This is a genomic window from Gelidibacter sediminis (assembly GCF_004364975.1).
Lineage (GTDB): Bacteria > Bacteroidota > Bacteroidia > Flavobacteriales > Flavobacteriaceae > Gelidibacter > Gelidibacter sediminis.
The window spans coordinates 779,477-802,995 of the sequence record NZ_SOBW01000008.1 but is presented as its reverse complement, the minus strand read 5'-3'; the positions used below and the strand labels follow the sequence as shown (position 1 = coordinate 802,995).

General features: G+C 34.5%; 27 protein-coding genes. 9 read left to right on the top strand and 18 right to left on the bottom strand.

Annotation, left to right across the window (positions count from 1 at the left end; genetic code table 11):
* The first annotated feature begins 77 nt into the window (after positions 1-77).
* The 5 genes from BXY82_RS10230 to BXY82_RS10210 all read left to right on the top strand — a co-directional run bounded on the left by BXY82_RS10230 (position 78) and on the right by BXY82_RS10210 (position 4,551).
* Positions 78-911, top strand: a complete 834-nt coding sequence (locus BXY82_RS10230; RefSeq protein WP_133758099.1) for an OmpA/MotB family protein — start codon at positions 78-80, stop codon at positions 909-911.
* A 138-nt stretch (positions 912-1,049) separates the two neighbouring features.
* Positions 1,050-2,345 carry a phosphoribosylamine--glycine ligase gene (locus BXY82_RS10225; RefSeq protein ID WP_133758098.1) on the top strand — a complete coding sequence of 432 codons (1,296 nt, stop codon included), beginning with the start codon at positions 1,050-1,052 and terminating at the stop codon, positions 2,343-2,345.
* Positions 2,346-2,408: 63 nt separating this feature from the next.
* The gene (locus tag BXY82_RS10220; RefSeq protein WP_133758097.1) at positions 2,409-2,861 is read left to right on the top strand and encodes a GNAT family N-acetyltransferase; all 453 of its coding nucleotides are present in this window, start codon (positions 2,409-2,411) and stop codon (positions 2,859-2,861) included.
* 140 nt (positions 2,862-3,001) lie between these two features.
* The gene (locus BXY82_RS10215) at positions 3,002-3,298 is read left to right on the top strand and encodes a DUF3817 domain-containing protein (protein WP_133758096.1); all 297 of its coding nucleotides are present in this window, start codon (positions 3,002-3,004) and stop codon (positions 3,296-3,298) included.
* A complete protein-coding gene (locus tag BXY82_RS10210) occupies positions 3,298-4,551 on the top strand; it encodes a mechanosensitive ion channel family protein (RefSeq protein ID WP_133758095.1) in 1,254 nt (417 codons plus the stop codon). The genes BXY82_RS10215 and BXY82_RS10210 overlap by 1 nt, the downstream gene beginning before the upstream one ends.
* Positions 4,552-4,605: 54 nt before the next feature.
* Here the strand turns inward: BXY82_RS10210 and BXY82_RS10205 are convergent, their stop codons facing one another.
* The 3 genes from BXY82_RS10205 to BXY82_RS10195 form a co-directional block, all read right to left on the bottom strand.
* Entirely contained in the window at positions 4,606-5,298 is a 693-nt protein-coding gene (locus tag BXY82_RS10205) for an OmpA family protein (RefSeq protein ID WP_133758094.1), read from the bottom strand.
* Positions 5,299-5,308: 10 nt separating this feature from the next.
* Positions 5,309-5,791 (bottom strand): lipocalin family protein, encoded by a 483-nt coding sequence (locus tag BXY82_RS10200; RefSeq protein ID WP_133758093.1) that lies wholly within the window; start codon positions 5,789-5,791, stop codon positions 5,309-5,311.
* 96 nt (positions 5,792-5,887) lie between these two features.
* Complete coding sequence (locus tag BXY82_RS10195; protein WP_133758092.1) at positions 5,888-6,274, bottom strand: acyl-CoA thioesterase; 387 nt, start codon at positions 6,272-6,274, stop codon at positions 5,888-5,890.
* Positions 6,275-6,570: 296 nt separating this feature from the next.
* On the opposite strand from BXY82_RS10195, the gene BXY82_RS10190 reads away from it, so the two are divergent.
* Both BXY82_RS10190 and BXY82_RS10185 read left to right on the top strand, forming a co-directional pair.
* Positions 6,571-6,984 (top strand): glyoxalase, encoded by a 414-nt coding sequence (locus BXY82_RS10190; protein WP_133758091.1) that lies wholly within the window; start codon positions 6,571-6,573, stop codon positions 6,982-6,984.
* Complete coding sequence (locus tag BXY82_RS10185; RefSeq protein WP_133758090.1) at positions 6,981-7,427, top strand: transcription elongation factor; 447 nt, start codon at positions 6,981-6,983, stop codon at positions 7,425-7,427. The genes BXY82_RS10190 and BXY82_RS10185 overlap by 4 nt, the downstream gene beginning before the upstream one ends.
* Here the strand turns inward: BXY82_RS10185 and BXY82_RS10180 are convergent.
* From BXY82_RS10180 to corA, 3 genes are all read right to left on the bottom strand, one after another.
* The gene (locus BXY82_RS10180; RefSeq protein WP_133758089.1) at positions 7,420-8,103 is read right to left on the bottom strand and encodes a DUF2461 domain-containing protein; all 684 of its coding nucleotides are present in this window, start codon (positions 8,101-8,103) and stop codon (positions 7,420-7,422) included. The genes BXY82_RS10185 and BXY82_RS10180 overlap by 8 nt on opposite strands.
* 42 nt (positions 8,104-8,145) lie before the next feature.
* On the bottom strand, positions 8,146-9,039 hold the full coding sequence (locus BXY82_RS10175; RefSeq protein ID WP_133758088.1) for a mechanosensitive ion channel family protein: 894 nt from the start codon (positions 9,037-9,039) through the stop codon (positions 8,146-8,148).
* Positions 9,040-9,326: 287 nt separating this feature from the next.
* Positions 9,327-10,397 (bottom strand): magnesium/cobalt transporter CorA, encoded by a 1,071-nt coding sequence (gene corA / locus BXY82_RS10170; protein WP_133758087.1) that lies wholly within the window; start codon positions 10,395-10,397, stop codon positions 9,327-9,329.
* Positions 10,398-10,599: 202 nt separating this feature from the next.
* Here corA and BXY82_RS10165 point away from each other — a divergent pair, with 202 nt between their 5' ends.
* On the top strand, positions 10,600-10,827 hold the full coding sequence (locus BXY82_RS10165; protein WP_133758086.1) for a hypothetical protein: 228 nt from the start codon (positions 10,600-10,602) through the stop codon (positions 10,825-10,827).
* A gap of 92 nt (positions 10,828-10,919) precedes the next feature.
* Positions 10,920-11,339, top strand: coding sequence for a hypothetical protein (locus tag BXY82_RS10160; RefSeq protein ID WP_133758085.1), 420 nt, complete (start codon positions 10,920-10,922; stop codon positions 11,337-11,339).
* A gap of 22 nt (positions 11,340-11,361) precedes the next feature.
* On the opposite strand, the gene BXY82_RS10155 is transcribed toward BXY82_RS10160, so the two are convergent.
* The 12 genes from BXY82_RS10155 to fabG form a co-directional block, all read right to left on the bottom strand.
* Positions 11,362-12,048: a tRNA pseudouridine synthase A gene (locus BXY82_RS10155; protein WP_317128581.1), complete on the bottom strand. Its 687-nt coding sequence runs from the start codon at positions 12,046-12,048 to the stop codon at positions 11,362-11,364.
* Between the two features lie 94 nt (positions 12,049-12,142).
* A complete protein-coding gene (hisIE, locus tag BXY82_RS10150) occupies positions 12,143-12,736 on the bottom strand; it encodes a bifunctional phosphoribosyl-AMP cyclohydrolase/phosphoribosyl-ATP diphosphatase HisIE (protein ID WP_133758083.1) in 594 nt (197 codons plus the stop codon).
* 93 nt (positions 12,737-12,829) lie between these two features.
* Complete coding sequence (gene hisF, locus BXY82_RS10145; protein WP_133758082.1) at positions 12,830-13,585, bottom strand: imidazole glycerol phosphate synthase subunit HisF; 756 nt, start codon at positions 13,583-13,585, stop codon at positions 12,830-12,832.
* 33 nt (positions 13,586-13,618) lie between these two features.
* A complete protein-coding gene (gene hisA, locus BXY82_RS10140) occupies positions 13,619-14,353 on the bottom strand; it encodes a 1-(5-phosphoribosyl)-5-[(5-phosphoribosylamino)methylideneamino]imidazole-4-carboxamide isomerase (protein WP_133758081.1) in 735 nt (244 codons plus the stop codon).
* A 1-nt stretch (position 14,354) separates the two neighbouring features.
* Entirely contained in the window at positions 14,355-14,936 is a 582-nt protein-coding gene (hisH, locus tag BXY82_RS10135; protein ID WP_133758080.1) for an imidazole glycerol phosphate synthase subunit HisH, read from the bottom strand.
* 73 nt (positions 14,937-15,009) lie between these two features.
* Positions 15,010-16,131: a bifunctional histidinol-phosphatase/imidazoleglycerol-phosphate dehydratase HisB gene (gene hisB / locus BXY82_RS10130; RefSeq protein ID WP_133758079.1), complete on the bottom strand. Its 1,122-nt coding sequence runs from the start codon at positions 16,129-16,131 to the stop codon at positions 15,010-15,012.
* A gap of 11 nt (positions 16,132-16,142) precedes the next feature.
* On the bottom strand, positions 16,143-17,180 hold the full coding sequence (gene hisC / locus BXY82_RS10125) for a histidinol-phosphate transaminase (RefSeq protein WP_133758078.1): 1,038 nt from the start codon (positions 17,178-17,180) through the stop codon (positions 16,143-16,145).
* Positions 17,180-18,463 carry a histidinol dehydrogenase gene (hisD, locus tag BXY82_RS10120; protein WP_133758077.1) on the bottom strand — a complete coding sequence of 428 codons (1,284 nt, stop codon included), beginning with the start codon at positions 18,461-18,463 and terminating at the stop codon, positions 17,180-17,182. The genes hisC and hisD overlap by 1 nt, the downstream gene beginning before the upstream one ends.
* Before the next feature lie 44 nt (positions 18,464-18,507).
* Positions 18,508-19,365: an ATP phosphoribosyltransferase gene (gene hisG, locus BXY82_RS10115; protein WP_133758076.1), complete on the bottom strand. Its 858-nt coding sequence runs from the start codon at positions 19,363-19,365 to the stop codon at positions 18,508-18,510.
* A gap of 318 nt (positions 19,366-19,683) precedes the next feature.
* A complete protein-coding gene (locus tag BXY82_RS10110; RefSeq protein ID WP_133758075.1) occupies positions 19,684-20,499 on the bottom strand; it encodes a prohibitin family protein in 816 nt (271 codons plus the stop codon).
* Positions 20,500-20,517: 18 nt separating this feature from the next.
* A complete protein-coding gene (locus tag BXY82_RS10105; protein ID WP_133758074.1) occupies positions 20,518-22,551 on the bottom strand; it encodes a VWA domain-containing protein in 2,034 nt (677 codons plus the stop codon).
* Between the two features lie 80 nt (positions 22,552-22,631).
* Complete coding sequence (fabG, locus tag BXY82_RS10100) at positions 22,632-23,378, bottom strand: 3-oxoacyl-[acyl-carrier-protein] reductase (RefSeq protein ID WP_133758073.1); 747 nt, start codon at positions 23,376-23,378, stop codon at positions 22,632-22,634.
* Between the last annotated feature and the right edge of the window lie 141 nt (positions 23,379-23,519).

Below are 23,519 nucleotides of genomic sequence, written 5' to 3'. Positions count from 1 at the left end.
AATCAAAAATATGAGAAGCCATTACGTCTATAAGGCATAGCTGATCGTACATATACTAAACCAATAAATTTATAATTATGAAAAAAATTTCAATTGCAGTATTCACCGTTATAATGTTTACCTCGTGTGTTTCTAAAAAGAAATATGTTGCTCTTGAGCAAGAAAATGGCCAAATAAAGAGTGAACTAACTAAGACGAGAGTAGAAAAAGAAGATCTTGAAGCTAAGTTTGATGCTATACAAGCTCGTGTTGACAGTTACAATAAAAAAATCAATTCCCTTACAGAGGAGAATGATGCTATGCTTGTAAACGTTGACAATATTGCAGTGATTTCAAATGATACTAAAAAAGCAATGCGTAAAACATTGCAGAATGTAGATCAGGCTAAATTAGCAGAAGCAAAGACTTTAAAAGATTCTATGAATCTTGCGTTGTCTTATAACCTGAATAAATCATTAGACAATAGTGAACTTAATGAAGATGAAGATATTTCAATAGACATTAATGAAACGGTCGTGATGATTTCAATTTCTGATAAAATGTTATTCAACACAGCTAGTTATAAAGTTAGCAACAAAGCAAATGATATTTTACAAAAATTGGCTAATGTCATCAATTCAGAACCAAGTGTAGAGGTTATGGTTGAAGGTCATACAGACTCAAGAAGCATCCGTACAAGTAAAATTGCAGATAACTGGGATTTAAGTGTGTTGCGTGCCACTTCAGTTGTTAGAAAGTTACAAGATGACTATGGTGTTGCACCAGAAAAAATGATTGCAGCAGGTAGAAGTTCTTACAAGCCAATTGCTGAGAATGACACAAATGATAATAGAGCTAAAAATAGAAGAACGCGTATTGTGATTCTTCCTAATTTAGATAAATTCTTTGCCCTAATGGGAACTGAAGAATAGGCATTATTTTTTAATTAATTAATCCTAAAGAGACTGTTATTTCTAACAGTCTCTTTTATTTTTAAATTGGTTGTTAATTTATTTTTCCAATCGAATAATTGAGTAATTTCGTAAGACATAATTCATTATAAAAACACCTTGAAAAAGCACAACAGCTTACCAAAGAACTTCCTGTTCGTTTCTCGTTGGGGCGAGATTCTTGATATTGCATATACCACTAAAAATGAAGGACACGATGTTAAACTATACATTGAGGATAAACCGTCAAAAGAAATTGGTTCTGGCTTTATAAAAAAAGTTAAGGATTGGAAGAAGCACATAGAATGGGCTGATATACTCATTTTTGATTATACGGGTTTTGGAAAAGAATGTTCGGCCCTAAGAACATCTGGGAAGGTTGTATTTGGTGGAAGTGAATATACCGATAGACTTGAGTTGGATCGAAATTTTGGACAACAGGAACTTCAAAAACACAAAATAAAAACCTTGCCGTTTAGGGAGTTTGAAAGTTTTCAGGATGCCATTACCTATGTTGAGAACAATCCTGATGCCTACGTTGTAAAACCCTCTGGTGAAACCCAAGAATTAAAGCAATTGTTATTTGTTGGAAGTGATGACGAAGGTCTTGACGTCATACGTGTTTTAAGAGCCTATGACAAATCTTGGGGAAATGATTTTGGGAATTTCCAACTCCAGAAAAAAGTTAAAGGGGTAGAAATTTCAGTCTCTGCTTTTTTTAATGGCATAGAATTTCTCAAGCCCATCAATATTACCTTTGAACATAAAAAACTATTCCCTAAAGAATTAGGGGTGTCTACTGGCGAAATGGGCTCAAGCATGTTTTGGGTGAATCAATCCCCAATTTTTGACGCCACGCTTAAAAAATTCGAAGCCACTTTAGCTAAACAACATTTTATAGGACATATTGACATTAACTGTATTGTAAATGGTAACGGTATTTATCCTCTTGAATTCACCTCCCGATTTGGATTTCCTCAAATATTTATCCAACGTGCGGGCATTAATGAGCCTATAGGAGAACTGCTCTATAAAGTGGCTACAGGTCAGAATTTTAAAATTTCCACTAAAAAAGGCTTTCAAGTGGGCGCTTTTATAGTAGTACCACCTTTTCCTTATAATGATAAAAAAACTTTCGAATTATTTTCTAAGGATGCTGTAGTGGTTTTTAGAAAAGATTTAAAAGAAGGTGTCCATCCAATGCACCTTAAAAAAGTTAATGATGAATGGTTGATTACGGGAAACACGGGTATTGCCCTTTTAGTAACAGGAACAGGAATTACCATGAAAGATGCGCAAAAGATGATGTATAATAGAATCAGCAATATTATTGTAAATAATGGCTATTACAGGACAGATATAGGCGACCGTTGGTTTGAAGATTCTGATCGATTGTGGTCTTGGGGTCTATTATAGTTTGTATTCATCTTAAAATATTTAACTTTATACCCTTTATATTAATAGCAATAAATTAAAAACATGGATTCCCTAACTTTTAGACAGCTCACTACAGAACCCCAACAATTCTTTGATATGTTACCATCAGAATGGCAAAAAGAAATCGCTCCATATTGGAAGGATTATGAATCTGTTGCCAAAATTTATATTATTGAAGAGAACGATATCATTATAGGAGGTGGCATCATGTTTTCTGCTTGCCCTCCAAACTTTACATATTTTGAGGATGAAGCAAATTATTGGTTTAGCAAGGGCTATCTCTATCTTGGATTTATTTGGATTGCAAAACACAAACGCAGCAATAATTTGGGTTCTTACTGGCTTACCCAACTTAAGAAAGCTGAAGCGCATGAAAAATATTTTCTGCTGACTGAAGAAAATCGATTACATCAATTTTACGTCAAAAACGGTTTTACACGAATAAAATCACTCAAAAATGAAGACCATTTTGAATGGTTATACTTATCAGAATAAAAGCTGAATATCGTTCTTTTTTCGATATAATGGTCAGCTATCTTACCGTATAAATGCCAAATGCAAATACCCTATTTTCTCCTGTTAAAATTAGCTTATACAGGATAACATAGGTATTTTTGCATAAAAATTTTATTGCCATGTTCACACTATTAAAAAGCTTCAAATTTGTTGCCATTTTGGAAGGTATTTCCTATTTAGTCTTATTTGGTAACATGTTATTGGTGAAACCTTTTCAACCAGAAATTTACGAGACCCTACTCTATCCTATCGGTATGACGCACGGTTTATTATTTATTGCCTATGTCATTTTAGCCCTATTGGTAGGATCTAAATTAAAGTGGTCCTTTAAAACACTAGGTATTGTACTATTGGCATCACTTATTCCGTTTGCAACATTTTACATTGAACGTAAATATTTAAACCAAACCGCATAATGTCGGAATACACTCATATTTTTTGTGATTACTTTCTTGGTCTAGGCTTCACTGATCAGTGGGCAACATTTATGAACATGCTTACGTTACTATTAATTTTGTGTGTAATCATTTTTGTTTCAGATTACGTTACACGGAAAATTTTAGTGCAAACGTTCAATAAATTTGCCCAACGTTCAAGTACCCAATTTGATGACTTATTAGTAAGTCATAAAGCGCCACGGAATATTGCGCATTTGGTGCCCCTCTTAATTACAATAAAGTTATTTCCCATAGTGTTTTACGATTATCCGCACTTCGAGTCCTTTATACTTATGGCACTTAAAGTTTACGGAATTTTACTTACCATATGGATTGTTAGAAGCGTTCTCAGAAGTTTAGAATCGTATTTTAAAACCTTACCCCGATTAAGGGACAAACCTATAGACAGTTATATTCAGGTAGTAATGCTATTTGTATGGGTTATAGGTGCAGCTTCAATATTAGCTACGATTATAGATCTATCATTCCTTAAATTTTTTACCACTATAGGTGCTGCATCTGCAATTTTATTATTGATATTTAAGGACACCATCCTAGGATTTGTTGCTAGTATTCAGGTGGCTATAAATGATACCTTAAGAATTGGCGACTGGATTACGATGGAAAAATATGGTGCTGATGGAGATGTTATTGAGATAAATCTCTCCACTGTTCAAGTTCAAAACTTTGACATGACCATTACTAATATTCCAACTTATGCGATTATCTCAGAATCGTTCAAGAATTGGCGAGGTATGCAATCTTCAGGCGGTAGACGTATTAAAAGATCAATACTTATTAAATCAAAAAGTGTTCATTATCTTACTGATGATGAAATTGAAAATCTCAAAAAAATTGAACTCATATCTGCTTATCTTACCACTAAGCAAAATGAGCTATTAGACTACAATACATCTAATAAGGTAGATAAATCAACATTAATTAACGGGCGTAACCTGACCAATTTAGGAGTTTTTAGAAAGTACATTCAAACCTATATTGAACGTCATTCTGGCATTAATAAAGACATGACGATAATGGTGCGGCAATTGGAGCCCACCGCACAAGGTATTCCTCTAGAAATTTATGCTTTTAGTAGTGATAAACGTTGGGTGAACTATGAATATATTATGTCTGATATTTTTGATCATGTTATCGCAGCAATTTCATATTTCGATTTAGAAATGTTTGAGCTGTCACCCATCCTATTTAATACAAACCATAAACCATAAAAAAACAGCCCTTTAAGGGCTGTTTTTGTCTTAAAAGAGATTATAGGTATTAGTTTAATCACCCGCTTTTTCCATTGCTTCTTTCTTCATTTTATCATTGGCAATAATCGCTAATTCTACACGTCTATTTTTTGCCCTACCCTCTGTAGTGGAATTATCATACTTCGGCTGATTAGGACCATACCAATTGGTTGTAAAGCGTCCTGATGAAATACCTTGACTTGATAAGTAGGATGTAACAGCACCTGCGCGTTGTTTAGATAAGGTCATATTAAAATCGTAAGGCCCTGTACTATCGGTATGACCTTCCACTAAAATATTAGTATCTGGATATTCCTTAAAGATCCCAGCTAATTTGTTTAATGTTGCTGAGGAGGCACTATTGATATTATATTTATTAGTATCAAAATACACCCCACTACTTTCATCAAACACGACGTTGATTCCTTCACCTACGCGCTCTACTTGAGCACCCGGAATTTCTTGTTCTATGCGTTCCGCTTGACGATCCATCCGGTCACCTATATAATTTCCTGCTACTCCTCCAACTACCGCACCAATAATGGCACCTAAAGCGGTGTTGTTCTTGTCACCAACATTATTTCCTATAACCCCACCAATTACAGCGCCACTAGACGCCCCAATGACTGTTCCTTTCTGCTTATTATTAGCATTTCTGGTGGCATCGCAGCTTACTAATGCAGTTACCATAAATAGTAATGCAATTGTTTTTATCGTATTTTTCATGTGTTTAAGTTTATAAAGTTGTTCTTGTAAAGTTTAAATTGATCTTAAAGGGCTTTCCTTCAAATTGTACGGTTTGGGTAATTTGCATACTGTTATCATCTAGGTATTTCAAATTCATTCGATAGCCGGTATCTTCCTGTATATCTTTAAATTTAGCATCTGTAAATTTTAAGGTAAAATCAAAGTTACCCGTATCTTTTCCAATCTCATTTGCGGCCCATCTAAAGTTTCTGACTCCAGTTGAGCAATCGGTATTTATAATGTTATAAGTTCCGGTACTATTGTTGGATCTAAAAAACCATTGACTATCTTCAAAGCAAGACGCTGTTGCATCATTCAATAAAACAGTATTGAAAACGCCTGGCGTGTCATAAGTAACGGAGTTGAGTACCCAATTACCATCAACAGTTTTTCGAGCAGATTTCTCTACTTTTGATAAAGAGCATGACATGAAAAGTGATGCTACGAGAATTATAATTCCTATTTTTTTCATTGTGATAAAGTTCTATTGGTTATTATTAAATATACGAATATTACTACATACGGGTTGTTAATGCTTTCCCATAATTTGTTAAGGTATTTTAAAAAATCACTTCATCCGGTTCTTCACAAACTCAATTTCAGTTTTGCCATGTGGCGCTGGTTTTCCATCTTTTCCTAAATTTACCATTATGATATTATCAACGGTAAGTATCGTTTCTCTAGTCATTTTGTTTCGCGCTTCACACTTTAATGTTACTGAAGTTCCACCAAATTTCACCACGTCCATGCCAATTTCAATAATATCTCCTTGTTTGGCAGAACTCATAAAATTGATTTCAGAAATATACTTGGTTACAATTTTAGAGTTTTCTAGCTGAATAACAGTATAGAGTGCTGCCTCTTCATCAATCCAAGCCAACAATTGTCCTCCAAATAAAGTACCGTTAGGATTTAAATCTTCAGGTTTTACCCATTTACGTGTGTGAAATCTCATATAGTGGTTTAATACTTATTTTTATTAATCAACTTATAAAGTGCTTAAATAATTGAGGTGGACACCACTCATCTATATTCAACACTGAACGACTACAAATCTAGCACACTTGCAATGGCATCATTAATCATATTGATATTTTTACTGACTTCAATGCAATACTTACAGAACTATTAAATTTTTAAGATTTTAAAATAAGAGCAAGATGTATGGTTGTTAATAAAGCAGTTAACAATATCTAAGCGCTTTGTTATATGAAGAATGTATTATGCATACATTTAATAAAATCCAATGCTATGACAAACAGAACAAAAGATCTCCTTCAAATAAGACCGATCATTTCTAGAGCTAGAATTTACGATACGATGAGCAGTGAAGAGCGATTTCAAAATGGAATTTTGAGACCCTTATTAAAACTTCAAAATGATCTTATTGTGGCAGTGTTTAAAAATTACATTGTGAAGCACAAAAATGTGTTTTATGATTTATCTTTGCCGAAACAATTGGACTATATTGAGAATGCCATTAACAAGGATATGAAGCTCAGAAATTCAATAAAAGGTATGATCATAGGTCAGTTTACTATTGAAGAATATGCAGATTATATTAAAAATTCATCCGCGTTAAACAAGCGAATGATGAATCTTGTAAAGGAGCGATTGGTTAGTCATATTCAACTATTTAGACCAGAAATGGCAGCAGTTATATGAAAATAAAAAGTGATGTTCTGCAGGCATGTTATGATTATGCCAACAAGCGTATTGCCAATTACAAGAATGAAATCGAAACCATTAAAGATTCTCTTGAAAGCAATGATAAAGGTAGCGGTGACGATGACGATTCAGGAAACGGAAAACTTTTAAATGATCTGGAAAAGAATTCGCTCCATCTTATCGATGCACAAAAAATGTTGGACAGTTTAAGGGCTATTAGTCCCAAAACAGTCAATACTTATGTGTCATTGGGGAGTTTAGTTAAAACCACCACCAATCATTTTTTTATTTCAATTAGTGCCGGAAAAATTGACATTGATAACCTCAGTGTGTTTGCTATTTCACCAAGCTCACCAATTGGATTGCTTTTGAACAATAAAATTAGCGGAGATAAAATTGAATTTAATGGGAACACTTTTACGATAACGGAAGTTATATAAGTAGTTCTCCATTGGTATTGGTATTTAGAACATCAGTCATATAGTCAAAATATGGTCTAATGGCCTTAAACGCGGTATTGACATCCTCTAAAAAATCAGGGGAAAGCACCTGCGCATCAGTATATGTTTTGGTGAAAAGAAATTGCTTTTTCCTGATCAAATCAATGGCCTTGTGTGTTTTATCAAAACCCTTTGGTGCCGTTTTTAATTCATCACCCATCAATTCTCCCCAGATCTCACGTATTTTTTTAGACTCAATTAATGTTCTGATTACATCATCATCCATTTCAAATTCTTTTCGGATTCTCAATAAATCTTCTTTAGAGGGATCCCAAAAACCCACAGCGATAAATGATTTGTCGTAGGGCTGGATATGTAGATAGTACCCACCCCGTAGTTCTGGCTTTCTTCTTTGAAATGACCCACTGAAATGTGTTTTATAGGGTGCTTTATTTTTAGAAAAACGAACATCTCTATAAATCCGAAATATTTTTAAACGTTCTAGGTCGTCATGCATGTTAAGTGCTTCAAAGAGGACATTGAAATTATGCTTTGCGTCTGTTTGCAAAATGGTAAACTCTGCTTTGTGCTCAGCAAACCAATCTCTATTATTATTGTCTCTTAATTGCTTTAAAAAATCCAATAGTGCTTTAGAGAACACGGGATATCTTATCATATATTCAAATTTAAGGCGAGTACATAAAACTTCTCTTTAATACTAATTTGATGTGTCATCATTGATTTCTGTTACACTCAATTGATTATTAAACTGTAAAGTTCTAATTGGAAACGGAATATTTATTCCTTCCTCGTCAAATGCTTTTTTAATCGCTATTATTGCTTTGTTGGTGGCATTTAGTTTATGGACATTTTTGGTGCCTTCAATCCAGAATCTACATTTAAAGTTTATGGAACTATCACCAAATTCTGTAAAAAAGAATTCTACTGGCTTCATATCATCTATTTTTTCAAAAGTTTGTTCTAGGGTTTTTTTAGTTAACTCCTGAACAAATTCTAAATCTGACTCATAGCCTACACCACACGATACATCAACACGAATATAGGGCGTTAATGAGTAATTTTTCATTGGGGTTTCAAGAATGGTTTTATTGGGAATTAAAACCATGTTATTATCTGATTCTTTTAGGGTGAAATTCTTAAGATTAATATCTATAATTTCGCCAGCAAAATCATTGGTTTCTACCCAATGTCCAATTTGGATTTTATCTCTAAACGAAATAACAATTCCAGAAATTGTATTAGAAAGTGTGCCTTGTAGCGCCAAACCAATTACTAATCCTAAAACTCCCGCACCGGTAATAAGTGATGTTAAAGTTTGCGAGAGGTTTAAAATTCCGAGGGCTAGAAACAGTCCTAAAAACACAACCATGATAGTCGTTAACCTGGCAATAATATTGCTGACTGATTTTTGCTTAACTCGACTCCCAACTAACTTCATCATTAGTTGACTCACATATTTCGCCAAAAAATATGCAATGAGCATCACTAACATTGCCAATATTAAATTTGGAATATTCTCGACAAATGAATTCATCCACCCCAACAACTTAGAAACTAGACTTTGAAATGATTTATTTAATTCTTCTCTCATATGTGAAATTATTACGAATTTTAAAATAATTAATAGTTGATAAAGTTAGGATGATACATCCATTCTAATATTAAAATATGGCAATGGACGTTGTAAACTTTTGTATTGGAACTTTTATTTCTGGTCTACCAATCAACCTGAGATTTTTTGTTTGATGTATACGAACACAACATAATGTTACAGGGCCTTTCTGAAAACAATACTTATCTCTGTGTAGTACTAATCCTGATGTCTCATTGACTAATATGACAGTAGAAACAATACAATTATATTTGTTTTCAATAAATTTAAAGCCATTTCTTTCTTCTAAAATACAATAGCATTAATAAGAATACAAAAATCATGACACCCCACAAAATAAAGTAACTATACTTATAATGCAATTCTGGTATGTTGTCAAAATTCATCCCATAGATGCCTGCAATAAAAGTTAGCGGAATAAAAATAGTAGCAATAATGGTCAATACTTTCATTACTTCGTTCATTTTATTACTGATTATGGTCATGTACATATCCAATAAACTCCACACCATTTCTCTATAAACTTCGATACTTTCATTTACTTGTACAATATGATCATATAAATCTCTAATGAAATTCCTGGTTTTCTCTTCAATAATAGGGTGTTCTATTTTCTCCAACCTGTTTATGGCCTCACGTAACGGAAATACAGAGCGTCTAATTTTAATGACCTCGCGTTTGAGTGCTTGAATGGTATTGGCAGTTTGATGATCTTCTGTGTTTGTTTCAAAAATACGATCTTCAATGTCTTCAATTTTATCTCCAAAAGCTTCTATAACTGTCAAATAATTGTCTACAACAGCATCTACAATGGTATACATCAAGTAGTCTGAACCCATGCCCCGTGCACGCCCTTTTCCTACTTTAATGCGCTCTCTTAAATCATCAAAGACATCGCCGTCGGCTTCTTGAAAAGTTAATACGTAGCCTTCTCCCGCAACAATACTAACTTGCTCATACACCAGTTCTTCATCATTTTTAAAATATAGCATTTTTAAAACAAGGAACAAATACTGATCAAATTCATCCAATTTAGGCCTATGGTTGGTATTTAGAATATCCTCCATGGTTAATGGATGTAGCCCATAATGGACTCCAAGTTTCTCAATTTGAGATGTATTATTGAGACCATTAACATTAATCCATGTAACCGTATCTTTCCCTTTAAAATGAAAAGCCTCTTCTACATTTTGTGTTTCTATAAGCTGATGTGATTGTTTGCTATAATTGATAATCTCAACAGTGGTTACAGTAGATTGTTTTCTACCACGGTAATGTACAGTACCTGGTGAACGATTGACGGTTTTATAAGATTTTTTTTTCGTTTTGGATTTCATTAAGCACTTTTGTAGAAATAATTGATTTAAAAGTAAATATTTTTTTCCGTATAGTATGGCTCAATTAATGAATATAAAATTACTATCAAATAAATGTGCTTTAGATGATAAAGAAAGCTATTTTTGAAAAATTTAAATAACGTTTGCTTTTTGACATTAAAATGTTTAATATGCGTGTTATATACTACAAATAATAATATTCATGGGAAGACCACCTACAAGACCGATCAAATTTAGAGACGGTTTTTATATAGAAATCAGAAATAAAGGAAAAACTACAGGAATTAAAATCCATAGAGATACTAAAGAACATATGCTTCGTACTATTAAAGAGTATGAATTGACTAAAGAAGTTTACATTTTAGGTGAATCTAAAAACGGAAAATGGGTTAATAAAACCCCAGTGCTTCATGTTGTAGAAGAAGATTAAAGTTTCTTTTAGCATCTCAGGAAAATACTTTCTGATTATAATCAAAAAATTCATAAATTGTTGTGTCCTAACCGACTTAAAAACGACAATTTATGAATTTTACTAGTTTAAACAAGCCTCCTGTCTATTTTTGGGTGGTAAGTGTGATAGCGATACTGTGGAATGCCATTGGTGTCTACAACTATCTTTCACACGCCTTAATGACCCAGGAAGAGCTATCTGCACTTTCGAAATCTGACCAAACTTTATACGCTAACTTGCCAGTTTGGTATATCTCAGTGTTTGCCATTGCAGTATTTGCTGGTCTGCTTGGTGCCATTTCGCTACTCTTACGCAAACGTTGGGCATACATTTTTTTTTTTATTTCCTTCCTTGCCGTTGGACTTCAACAATTTTATATTTTGACAGAAGTCAATCCGCGAGACATCTTTTTAAGTTTAACCATTATCGTAATCGCAGTATTTTTAGTTTGGTTTTCTAAACGTGCCGTTTCACGCAAATGGCTAACGTGAGTATCGCAAAACACCTTCTACCTCAATTATAAACCACAGAATTAAGGATTAATCCAGAAGCAGGTGCGACAAAATTCATAGTGATGCCACTTTTTGGCTTTAAACTATTTGAAATGTCCTCTAGGGTTATTTCATACCTTCCCAATTGAACTAGTGCCCCCATCATAATTCTGATTTGGTTATATCCAAAACCTTCGCCTTTCACTCTAAGTATAAAGGTGTCCTCTGGAAAAAAACTGGCTGAAAATTCTGTATTGACAATTAGTTGGCAAGACAGCACTTCTCTCTGATACAAACCTTTTTCGGTAACATCAGAACAATACCCCTTAAAGTTATGCAATCCTTCAAATAGCTTTGCCCCAATTACCATTAGTTCTATATCAAGAACATCTCTAAAAGTGGTCATTATGGGCGCGCAAAAAGGGTGTGCTTTTTGTCCGTGGGCAAACAAATAAAGGTATTCCTTAAGTTTGGCATTTTGTATAACATTAAAATCCTTATCAACTTCTGTTATAGATAAGGCTCTAATATCTTGTGGAAGGTAATAGTTGAACTGGGTCAAAAATTCTGCATAATCTGAAATAGGCTTTTCCAAAAAAAGCTCGAAGGCTGCGTTATTGGCTGACACCATGGCATCTGTTCTTCCAGCCGCTAGAGTTTTATATCGAAAGTCACCTCCAAAAACATAATTCAATGTTTTATCAATCATCAAATGAACCGTTTTGAGCTTTGGCTGTTTTTGCCACCCATGATAACGGAATCCCAAATATTGAATATTGATAAGGTAAAAATGAGTCATGCTCCTATTTCTCTCGATTTTTAAGTACACGCTCAATATCTTCCAACTTAAAACCTTTAGCCTGTAACAGCATCAGATAATGGAAGAGCAAATCAGCACTTTCATTTAAAAATAATGCATGATTATCATCCTTTGCTTCAATAACCACCTCTACAGCTTCTTCACCTACTTTTTGTGCCAATTTATTTATTCCTTTGGCAAATAGCGAGGCCACATAAGAATTGTTTGGATCAGCATTGGTGCGACGCTCATCGATCTTTTGCTCCAATTGTGATAGAAACCCAAAATTAGAGGTGTTGGATTCGTTCCAACAGGTGTCCGAACCAGTGTGACAAGTCGGACCTTCTGGCTTGACTTGAATCAATAAGGTGTCATTATCACAATCGAGTTTGATATCTAAAACATGTAAAAAATTGCCACTCTCTTCTCCTTTAGTCCATAGGCGTTGCTTGCTCCTACTATAAAACGTCACTCTTTTAGAGTCCTGAGTTATTTTAAAGGAGGCTTCATTCATATAGCCTAGCATTAATACATTTTTGGTAATACCATCTTGTATGATTGCAGGAATCAACCCGTCTGAAGTATATTTTAAATTCATAGTAATTATTTATTTGACAAAAGAACCTCCACTGAAAAAAGCACTTATTGAAATATTCAATTTTTTGATTTACAAATTATTATAATATCTATATTAAAGTCTAACATTAATATTATTCTTCCTTAAATTTTCTTTCAATTCATGAATTTTAATTTCGCCAAAATGAAAAACACTGGCCGCAAGTGCAGCGTCAGATTTCCCTATTTGAAATGTATCGACAAAATGTTGAATTGTACCTGCACCACCCGAAGCAATGATTGGAATATGTAATTCAGTGGATAATCGCGACAGCGCTTCATTAGCAAACCCGTCTTTAGTACCATCATGATCCATAGAAGTAAACAAGATTTCTCCCGCACCTCGCATTTCCACCTCCTTGGCCCAATTAAAAAGATTTAATTCAGTGGGAATACTGCCACCAGCCAAGTGCACCATCCACTGTCCGTCAATTTGTTTGGCATCTATAGCCACTACCACGCATTGACTTCCAAATTTTGCAGATAATTCATTAATGAGCTCAGGACGTTTGATGGCTGAGGAATTTATAGAAACTTTATCTGCACCAGATTTTAATAATGAATCAACATCTTTAATTGAGCTAATACCGCCGCCAACGGTGAACGGAATATTAACTTGCTCTGCCACTTTCAAAACCATTTCCAATGTCGTCTTACGTCCTTCTAAAGTTGCAGAAATGTCGAGAAAAACTAATTCGTCAGCACCTTTTTCAGCGTATTCCTTCGCCAAGACCACAGGGTCTCCAGCGTCAATTAAATTGATAAAATTGACACCCTTTACGGTGCGCCCATCTTTAATGTCCAAACAGGGAATAATTCGTTTTGTAAGCATTTATTAAACTATTGGTTTCTAATTTTGGTTGCATTAACAAAATCGTTCTAAATCTTGTAAACTAATCTTGTTTTCATAAATAGCTTTCCCGATGATGACTCCCTCACAGCCCAACGCCTCCAACTTTGGCAGTTCGTCAATATGTGAAATACCTCCAGAGGCAATTAATTTGATAGATTGATCTGTACTGCTATTGGAACATTCTTCAATAATGTCTTTATACAAATCGAAGGAAGGACCTTCTAACATGCCATCTTTAGCGATATCTGTACAGACAACATATTGTACTTTTTTGCGCTGGTAATTTTTTATAAATGGAATCACTTCCAAAGTACTTTCCTCCTGCCAACCGCTAATAGCAATTTTACCATTATTGCAATCAGCACCCAAAATAATTTTAGCCGAACCATATTTTGCCAACCAAGATTCAAATGTATTATGGTCATTTACTGCAATACTGCCACCTGTAACTTGTCTAGCGCCAGAATTAAAGGCAATATGGAGATCTTCATTAGATTTGAGTCCACCGCCAAAATCAATTTTTAGTTTTGTTTTTGAAGCAATTTGCTCCAAGACCTTATAATTCACTATATGTTTAGCCTTGGCGCCATCTAAATCGACTAAATGTAAATATTCAATACCTGAAGCTTCAAACTGTTTGGCAACCTCCAATGGGTTTTCATTATATATTTTTTTAGTCGTATAATCTCCTTTTGTTAGGCGTACACATTTCCCATCTATAATATCTATTGCTGGTATTATTCTCATCTTATAACGTTAAAAAATTATTCAATATTTGAGCACCCTCAGTACTACTCTTTTCAGGATGAAATTGTACACCATAAAAATTGTCACGTTTTAGGGCAGAACTATAGTTTAGGCCGTAATTTGTCTGTGATATGGTGTGCTCACAGATTTCTGCATAATAACTGTGTACAAGATACATATAAGCATCATTTTTTAAGCCTAGAAAAAGATTAGATTCCAAACTGAAAATGGTATTCCAACCCATTTGAGGTACCTTGAGTGTGTTTGAAAACCGCTTCACCGCTACATCAAAAACCCCCAAGCCCTGTGTATGGCCTTCTTCTGTAGTATTACACAATAATTGCATCCCCAAACAGATGCCTAATACTGGTTGAGTAAGTGTAGGTATAACACTATCCAAACCACTTTTCTTTAGCATTTGCATAGCATTACTGGCCTGGCCTACTCCCGGAAAAATGACTTTATCAGCTAAGCGTATAACATCTTTATCATTACTGAGCACGGGACTAAAACCCAACCGATGACAAGCAAATTGTACACTCTTGGTATTACCGGCTCCGTAATCTATTATTACTATATTCATAATGTCTTTTTATTGATCTGAATCCGCTTTAAATGGAAATTTTTTATAGAGTTAAATTTAGCTGATCATTATTTTATAAAACACCTTTTGTGGACGGGAGAATCATTTTGTCCAAATCGCGTTTAATAGCCATCTTAATGGATTTGGCGAAGGCCTTAAAAATAGCTTCAATTTTATGATGTTCATTCACGCCCTCTGCTTTAATATTCAAATTACACTTTGCCCCGTCTGTAAAGGATTTAAAGAAATGAAAGAACATTTCGGTAGGCATTTTCCCTATCATTTCCCGTTTAAATTCGGCATCCCACACCAACCAATTTCGCCCACCAAAATCTATAGCCACTTGAGCGAGACAATCGTCCATAGGCAAACAGAACCCATAACGCTCAACACCTAATTTATTTCCTAAAGCCTTCGAAAAAACTTCTCCTAAGGCAATTCCCGTATCCTCAATTGTATGATGCTCATCCACTTCCAAATCACCATTGACCTTAATGTCTAAATCCAATTGACCATGACGCGCAATTTGATCTAACATATGGTCAAAAAAAGCTATACCTGTACCAATATTGCTTTTTCCAGATCCATCGAGATTTAGATGGATAGCAATTTTCGTTTCATTCGTATTTCTATTTAAACCTGCAGTGCGATCTTCTGTTTTAAGAAAATTATAGATTTCTTCCCAATCTGTAGACTCAAGTGCAATGTACTTACGTAATTTGTCCGTTGAGGGTTCATTTTTATTGGACTTATTTATGAAAATCCCTTTTGCTCCAAGGTTTTTGGCCAATTCGACATCAGTTAAACGGTCTCCAATTACAAATGAGTTTTCCAAATCATAAGTATCAGAAAAATATGGCGTTAACAACCCTGTTCTTGGCTTCCTTGTAGGGGCATTGTCCTCATCAAATGTTCGATCAATGAATTGCTCATTAAAAACAATACCTTCAGATTGGAATGTTTGCACCATAAAATTATGAACCGGCCAGAATGTGTTTTCAGGGAATGAATCTGTACCTAGTCCGTCCTGATTTGTAACCATCACTAGTTCATAATCCAACTCTCGCGCTATCTTCCCTAAATATTGAAATACTTTAGGGTAAAATTGCAACTTGTCAAAACCGTCAATTTGATAATCTTCTGGCTCTATAATTATAGTGCCATCACGATCTATAAATAATACTTTTTTCTTCATTTTATTAACTCTTATAAGGTTTTTAATATTTGCACCAAGCGCCTATTTTCTTCATTAGTGCCTATTGTAAATCGCAAACAATTTTCACATAATGGTTGTGAAGTTCTATTCCGAATTACAACGCCTTTCTCAATTAATTGCTGATAACGCTGGTTGGCATCATCAACTTTAGCCATTATAAAATTGGCGTCAGTAGGAAATATTTTTTCAACATACGGCAGATGGTCCAATGCTTCAGCCAAGGTACTTCTTTCAGTTAAAATAGATGCAATTTGCTCTTTTAGGGCTGAGTGTTTACGGAGCCCTTCAAGTGCCTTTTTTTGCGTGAGTTCATTAATATTATAAGGCGCCTTTATTTTATTTAGAGTAGAAATTATTTCAGTGGAAGCAAAACACATTCCCAACCGTATCCCAGCCATGCCATATGCTTTAGACAGGGTTTGCGTAATGACAAGATTTGGAAAGTTATGCAGCTGAGACAACCAGCTTTCTTTATTTGAAAAGTCAATATAAGCTTCATCGATAACTACGATACCCTTAAATGTTCTTAACAAACTCTCTATTGTTGAAGCTTCAAAACTATTTCCAGTTGGATTATTAGGAGAGCACAAAAACAAAATTTTACTATATTCATTTGCACGCTCTAATATGTCAGATAGTTGCGGTTGAAAAGAGCTGGCTGATAAATTGACTTTAATGGTTTTAACGGCATTAATATCTGCCAAAACCTCATACATTCCATAGGTTGGTGGTAGTATGATAATATTGTCTTGATTGGGCTCACAGAACATTCTTATTAATAAATCCAAAACTTCATCACTGCCATTGCCCAAGAGAATTTGTTCTGGTTGTACATTTTTCATCTCAGACAACAAAAGTTTTAACCTTTGCTGTTGAGGATCTGGATACCGATTGACACCATTTTCAAATGGATTTTCATTGGCATCCAGAAAAATCAAGTTGTCTTTTAGGCCCTTAAATTCATCTCGCGCTGAAGAATAAGGTTTTAAAGCCTTTATGGTGGTGCGTATTAAGTGCTGAATACTCATTAGTTTAGATCTTTTAATCGAATTGATACCGCATTTTTGTGTGCTTCCAACCCCTCTGCTGACGCCATGAGCTCAACGGTCTTTCCTATATTTTGCAAGCCTACTTTAGTGATTTTTTGAAAGGTCATACTTTTTAGAAAACTATCTAAGTTTACACCAGAATAGGCCCTGCTATAGCCGTTTGTAGGTAGTGTATGATTGGTTCCAGAGGCATAATCGCCCGCGCTTTCAGGAGTGTAATTTCCAACAAAGACAGAGCCGGCATTTCTAATACCGTCGAGATATAAGGCCTCGTTTTTTGCGCACACTATAAAATGTTCAGGCCCATACGCATTTATAAAGTCTAAGGCATCAATATGATTATCTAAAAGAATAAATTTTGAATTCTCAATAGCCTTTTCTGCCATATCTTTTCTAGGTAAAATATCCAATTGCACACGCAATTCGACGGCAACAGACTTGATAAATGATTCCGAATTTGACACAAGAATCACTTGACTATCTGCACCATGTTCAGCCTGACTTAATAAATCAGATGCTACAAATCCAGCATTTGCACTATCATCAGCTACAACCAAAAGCTCACTAGGGCCTGCTGGCATATCTATAGACACACCATACTTTGTAGCTAATTGTTTAGCCACTGTAACAAATTGGTTTCCAGGACCGAAAATTTTATAAACCTGTGCTATGCTCTCCGTTCCAAACGTCATAGCTGCAATAGCTTGAATCCCTCCCACTTTATATATTGTAGTAACCCCACATAGCTGTGCGGCATATAAAATTTCATTGGCAATTGCGCCATTTCTATTTGGCGGTGTGCAAAGTACTATGCTTTCACAACCTGCAATATGTGCCGGAATTGCCAACATTAACACAGTTGAAAATAGTGGTGCTGTACCTCCTGGTATATACAAACCCACCTTCTCAATTGGGCGTTTCTCTTGCCAACACATTACCCCTGGCATCGTTTCAACCTTAATTGGTGCTGTTTTTTGAGCCTTGTGAAAGCGTTCAATATTATCTTTTGCCATTTGAATGGCATTTTTTAAATTTTCAGGAACATTTTGGCAAGCTGATTTTATTTCTGATTCAGAAACTTGGGCAATTTTAGATTCAGTTCCATCAAAAAGCGCAGTATACTTCTGGACGGCTATATCCCCATTTCTGCTGACATCATCAAAAATTTGGATGACAGTGGCTTCAATACTATCCACCGATTGGGTTGGTCTCTTAATTAATTCTGACCATGTATTTCTTTTTGGATTTTTTATGATTTCCATAGTGTAGCGTTTATTTGTCCTTATCTCGAAGTTAAGTTTTACAATTAAATGACCATGTTTTCAATAGGACAGACTAAAATTCCTTCAGCTCCATTAGCTTTTAGCTCATCAATAACATCCCAAAATTCATTTTTTGTTATTACAGAATGGATAGAACTCCATCCTTCTTGTGCCAAAGGCAAAACAGTGGGACTACGCATTCCTGGCAGTACATTTATAATTTTATCCAACTTGTCATTTGGTGCATTTAAAAGCACATACTTTGACTGTCTTCCTTTTAATACGGATTGAAACCTAAATTGCAAACGCCTTAAAATAGTTTCATTTGCAGCAGAAATCATCGGTGATGCGGCTAAAACAGCTTCAGAACTTAATAAGATTTCAACTTCCTTTAAATTATTCTTAAACAACGTACTGCCGCTTGAAACAATATCTACAATAGCATCTGCCAGACCAATATTTGGTGCTATTTCTACTGATCCATTAATTATATGCAGTTGAGCAGATACATTGTTGGTCTCTAAAAACTGAGTTACAGTATTTGGATAAGATGTTGCTATTCGTTTGCCTTCCAAATCTTTAATACCTTTATATTTAAATGATTTAGGAACAGCTATAGAAACTTTACATGATGAAAATCCTAATTTTTCTATAATAGAAATATCTTTTCCTTTTTCTACTAAAATATTTTCACCTATGATGGCAGCATCAACAACACCATCTCTTAAATATTGAGGTATGTCTCCATTTCGAAGATAAAACACTTCTAAAGGGAAATTCTTGGCCGACGCCTTAAGCTGATCTTTACCATTGTCTATAGAAACACCAACATCGTTGAGGAGTTTCATGGAATCGTCGTGTAAACGACCTGATTTCTGTACTGCTATTCTTAATTTACTCATTGTTGTGGCCCATACTGTGGGTAGCTTTTAATTTGACTTAGATGATATTTGAGTAAATCTAGCTTAGTAAGGTTTTGAGGTGAATAAAAACAAAAAAAACCGCTTGATTTACTCAAACGGTTTTTAAAATATGTTGACTTTATTCAATACATCTTCAGTTCGCTTGAGTGCAAATATGATGATGGTGATGATGTGATTGAATAAACTTCATGCTCTTATTGTATGTTACAAATGTCGTAAAAATTATTTTATAAATCCCAAGGATGAAATTAAAAAATTTAAAATAATTTTTAATTTATAGCAATACATGGAGTTAAACTATTGATTACCAAGTATAATTGGTAATCCTGAATCTCCTGATCCAATAACAATAACCTTACTATTACTAGACTGAGACAGTTTAACGGTAGCTTCTATTCCTTTATCCTGAAGAATTTTATCTGTTAAAGAGGCACTCAAAATCTTATTCGCATCTGCTTTACCTTGAGCTTCAATAATTACCTTTTCAGCTTCTTTAGCTGCTGTCACCAACCTGAACTCATATTCTAAAGATTCTTGCTCCTGTTTTAATTTACGTTCAATAGCATCTTTAATAGTAGGCGGCAATGTTACATCACGTACTAATATATCTATAAGTTGAATGTACTGATCATCTACGTAATTTTTAGTTTCTTCAAAAATTTCTGATTGAATCGCATCTCTCTTACTAGAGTACAACTGTTCTGGCGTATAACGACCAACAACACTTCTTGCTGCTGATCTTACAGCAGGCAATAGAATGCGTTCTTTATACATCTCACTTTTTTCTTGATGTAATTTTCCTAGATTTTCATATTCAGGTTGAAACCAGATGGATGCATCCAATTTGATATCTAAACCATTTGAAGATAAAGCGCTCATTTTTTCAAATATCTCTTGCTGTCTTACTTCATAAATAAATACTTTATTCCATGGTGCTACAATATGAAACCCTTCACCTAGTGCGGGTTCATCTGTAACAACACCACCCCCAAATGTTTTATATAACACCCCGGCCTGTCCAGAATCGACAGTTATGGCTGATTTAGCAATGATAATAATTAAGATAATTGCACCAATGATAACAGGTAGTGCGATTTTAGGTAATTTTTCCATAAATAATTAAATAGTTTTTTAAATTAATCCGTTGTATTTTCTAATGAACCACTCTAAGGAGAGGCTTAACGCGATTAATGCGAGTAGAAATTTCCAATCAATCAAAGGTACAACATTTTTAGTGCTTTTTTGGATGGTTGCAAACCTTTCGTCCTTTAAAAGTTGTGCCACGATTTCTTCGCTATCCTTAATAAAATGAGCTGTTCCTTGACTCTTCGTTGCTAAGCCCTTAAGTTTAGAAACATTCGCGTTTAAAAACTGCTGTTCAACATTGTAGTCTAAAATTTTAAATTCTCCTGACTTAGAGATATTTTCATTTTTAGATCTGACGGTAAACTGATAATCGGCTGCCGGCAAGCCACTCAAATCTACTTGATAATTGTTTTGTTTCAAGATGAATGGAAGTGTTTGCGATTGTTTATTGTCTTTATTCGTTACAGTTATTTCAAGTGTTTCAGAAGTATCAAATTCATAATTTTTATTAAAGAATTGAGCTGTCATCACTACATTATCGTTGCCGTCATAAAATGAATCATAGGACATGTTCAAACGGCTTTTCCGTTGTTCGGAATCTAGATATTGAATAATTTTACCAATGAAATTGTCAAAACCATTAAATGATTTATCATTTAAATAACTTTGCGCCCTCCAACGCCAAATGCCTTCACCATTCATTACTACTGCCCTCTTCTGGCCAACTTCATATGTTAGTAGTAAAGGTTCTTTTAGTTGTATACCATTAACCTTTTTATATAATATTACATCAATGGGCACAGAAAACTTGAGGGGTCCGAATTCAGTTGACAAAGGCGGAAAATCAGAGAAACCCAGATCTTCAACAATAAATGAATTGTAATTTAAGTTCAATTCAGATTGATAATCCTCAAATTGATTGGTGATCGATTGTTTAAAATCGTTTTGTAAATCATTCAAATCAGACCATTTGGTTTTCGTCCCTAAGATGGTAAATATGTTTATTTGCATGGTTTCTAATGCCTTATAAACAGACTTAAATTTATCATTCGGCTGATACAATATAACCTGCTGAAAATCAACAGTATGATTTAAAAATTCTGATGGACTTAGAATTGTAGCTAACCGTTGTTCATTGCTTTCTATAGCCTTTTTTAAAGCTCCCATATCTGGATGTAAAAGATCTGAAACAATGGCCACACTTGTTTTTCTATCAATTACTTCAACTGCAAAATTCTTGACATTATTGATCGTGTTTTTCTCATTAGAAATTGGCTTTAAAGTAGCTTTATAGCTATGCACACCAGGAGTGTTGGCGGGAAGTGTCAGTGTGATAATCCTACTTGTTGCTTCTTTGGAAAATTTTACAGACTGTGAATACACAGTAGAATTCCCTGAGGTAAGTATTAACTGGGAAGTTACATCCTCATTCCCATTGTAATTTACAATTATTTCAACGGGAAATTTATTTTTGGAGTACGCATATTTATTGACATTAAGTTGTTCTATCTTAAGGTCAATATAGTTAATGGTATCACCCAAAATTATTGGAAAAACGGGTTGTTTAAATTTTTGAAACCCAAACTCATAATCATTACCATAGGTTTGATTGCCATCTGTAACCATTAAAAGCGGTGCAATTGAATTACCATAAACTTGCGAAAAACGATCAAAAAGTACTGTGGGGTTGGTTTGCTTTTCATTAAAGCTCAATTGATCCAAAACGCCTACATCTTTTCCAAACTTATAATATTCAATATCAAATCTATCGTTAAGTGCCTCATTTGATTTAAGCAGTGCTACAAAGTTGTTGGAGTTGTCTGTTTGTTCTAAAAACCCAACAGATTCAGAATTGTCAATGGCTACAATGAGATTTGGTTTTTCGGTATAATAGGATGTCTTATTGAATTTGGGATTGATCAATAATAAAAGTACCGAAAATAAGGTGGTAAAGCGTAAAAACGTTAGACTCCACGATAACTTATCCCGTTTTTTTGACCTATATATATATTGAAAAAGCGCTAATGAAAGCGCTAAAATTCCAGCCAATATAATGTATAGGATTATTTCTGTTTGCATTATAAATTATGAATTACGAATTACAATTTACGAAAATTAAGAGTCGCAAAATCATAATTCGCAATTCAATGAAATAACTATTAGGTGAGCATACCTCCATCAACATTTATTGTCTGACCTGTTACATAAGCACTCATATCACTAGCTAAAAACACGCAAACATTAGCAATATCTTCAGGAGACCCCCCGCGTTTTAACGGAATAGCATCTCTCCACGATTTAACCGTGTTTTCATCTAACTTTGCAGTCATCTCTGTTTCAATAAACCCTGGTGCAATAACGTTGCTTCTAATATTTCGAGACCCCAACTCTAAAGCTACAGATTTAGAAAAACCTATGATTCCGGCCTTTGATGCAGCGTAATTTGCCTGCCCGGCATTTCCTTTAACTCCCACCACAGAACTCATATTAATAATAGAACCTTTGCGTTGTTTAAGCATGGTGCGTTGTACAGCTTTAGTCATATTGAAAACAGATTTAAGGTTGACCTCAATCACTTTATCAAAATCTTCCTCACCCATTCTCATTAAGAGATTATCTTTTGTAATTCCAGCATTATTTACCAGAATATCAATGCTTCCAAATTCAGCTAATACATCTTCTGCTAGTTGTTGTGCCGCATTAAAGTCTGCCGCATTACTTTGGTAGCCTTTAGCCTTAATGCCTAAGGTGTTTAACTCATCTTCAAGCGCTTTAGCGGACTCTGCAGAAGAACTATACGTAAATGCGACATTTGCACCATGTTCGGCAAATGATTGAGCGATGCCTTTACCAATACCTCTACTTGCACCGGTTATAATTGCTGTTTTTCCTTGTAGTAATTTCATAAATATAAATTTAGTAGTGAATGCTAACCTACTTCTGTTTAAACATCCTCACTAGGTTGATAATTCTCAAATCAAATATAAGGATTAGAAGCTGTATCAAATAAAAAAACCCCACAAAATTGTGAGGTTTCTTAAAATTTA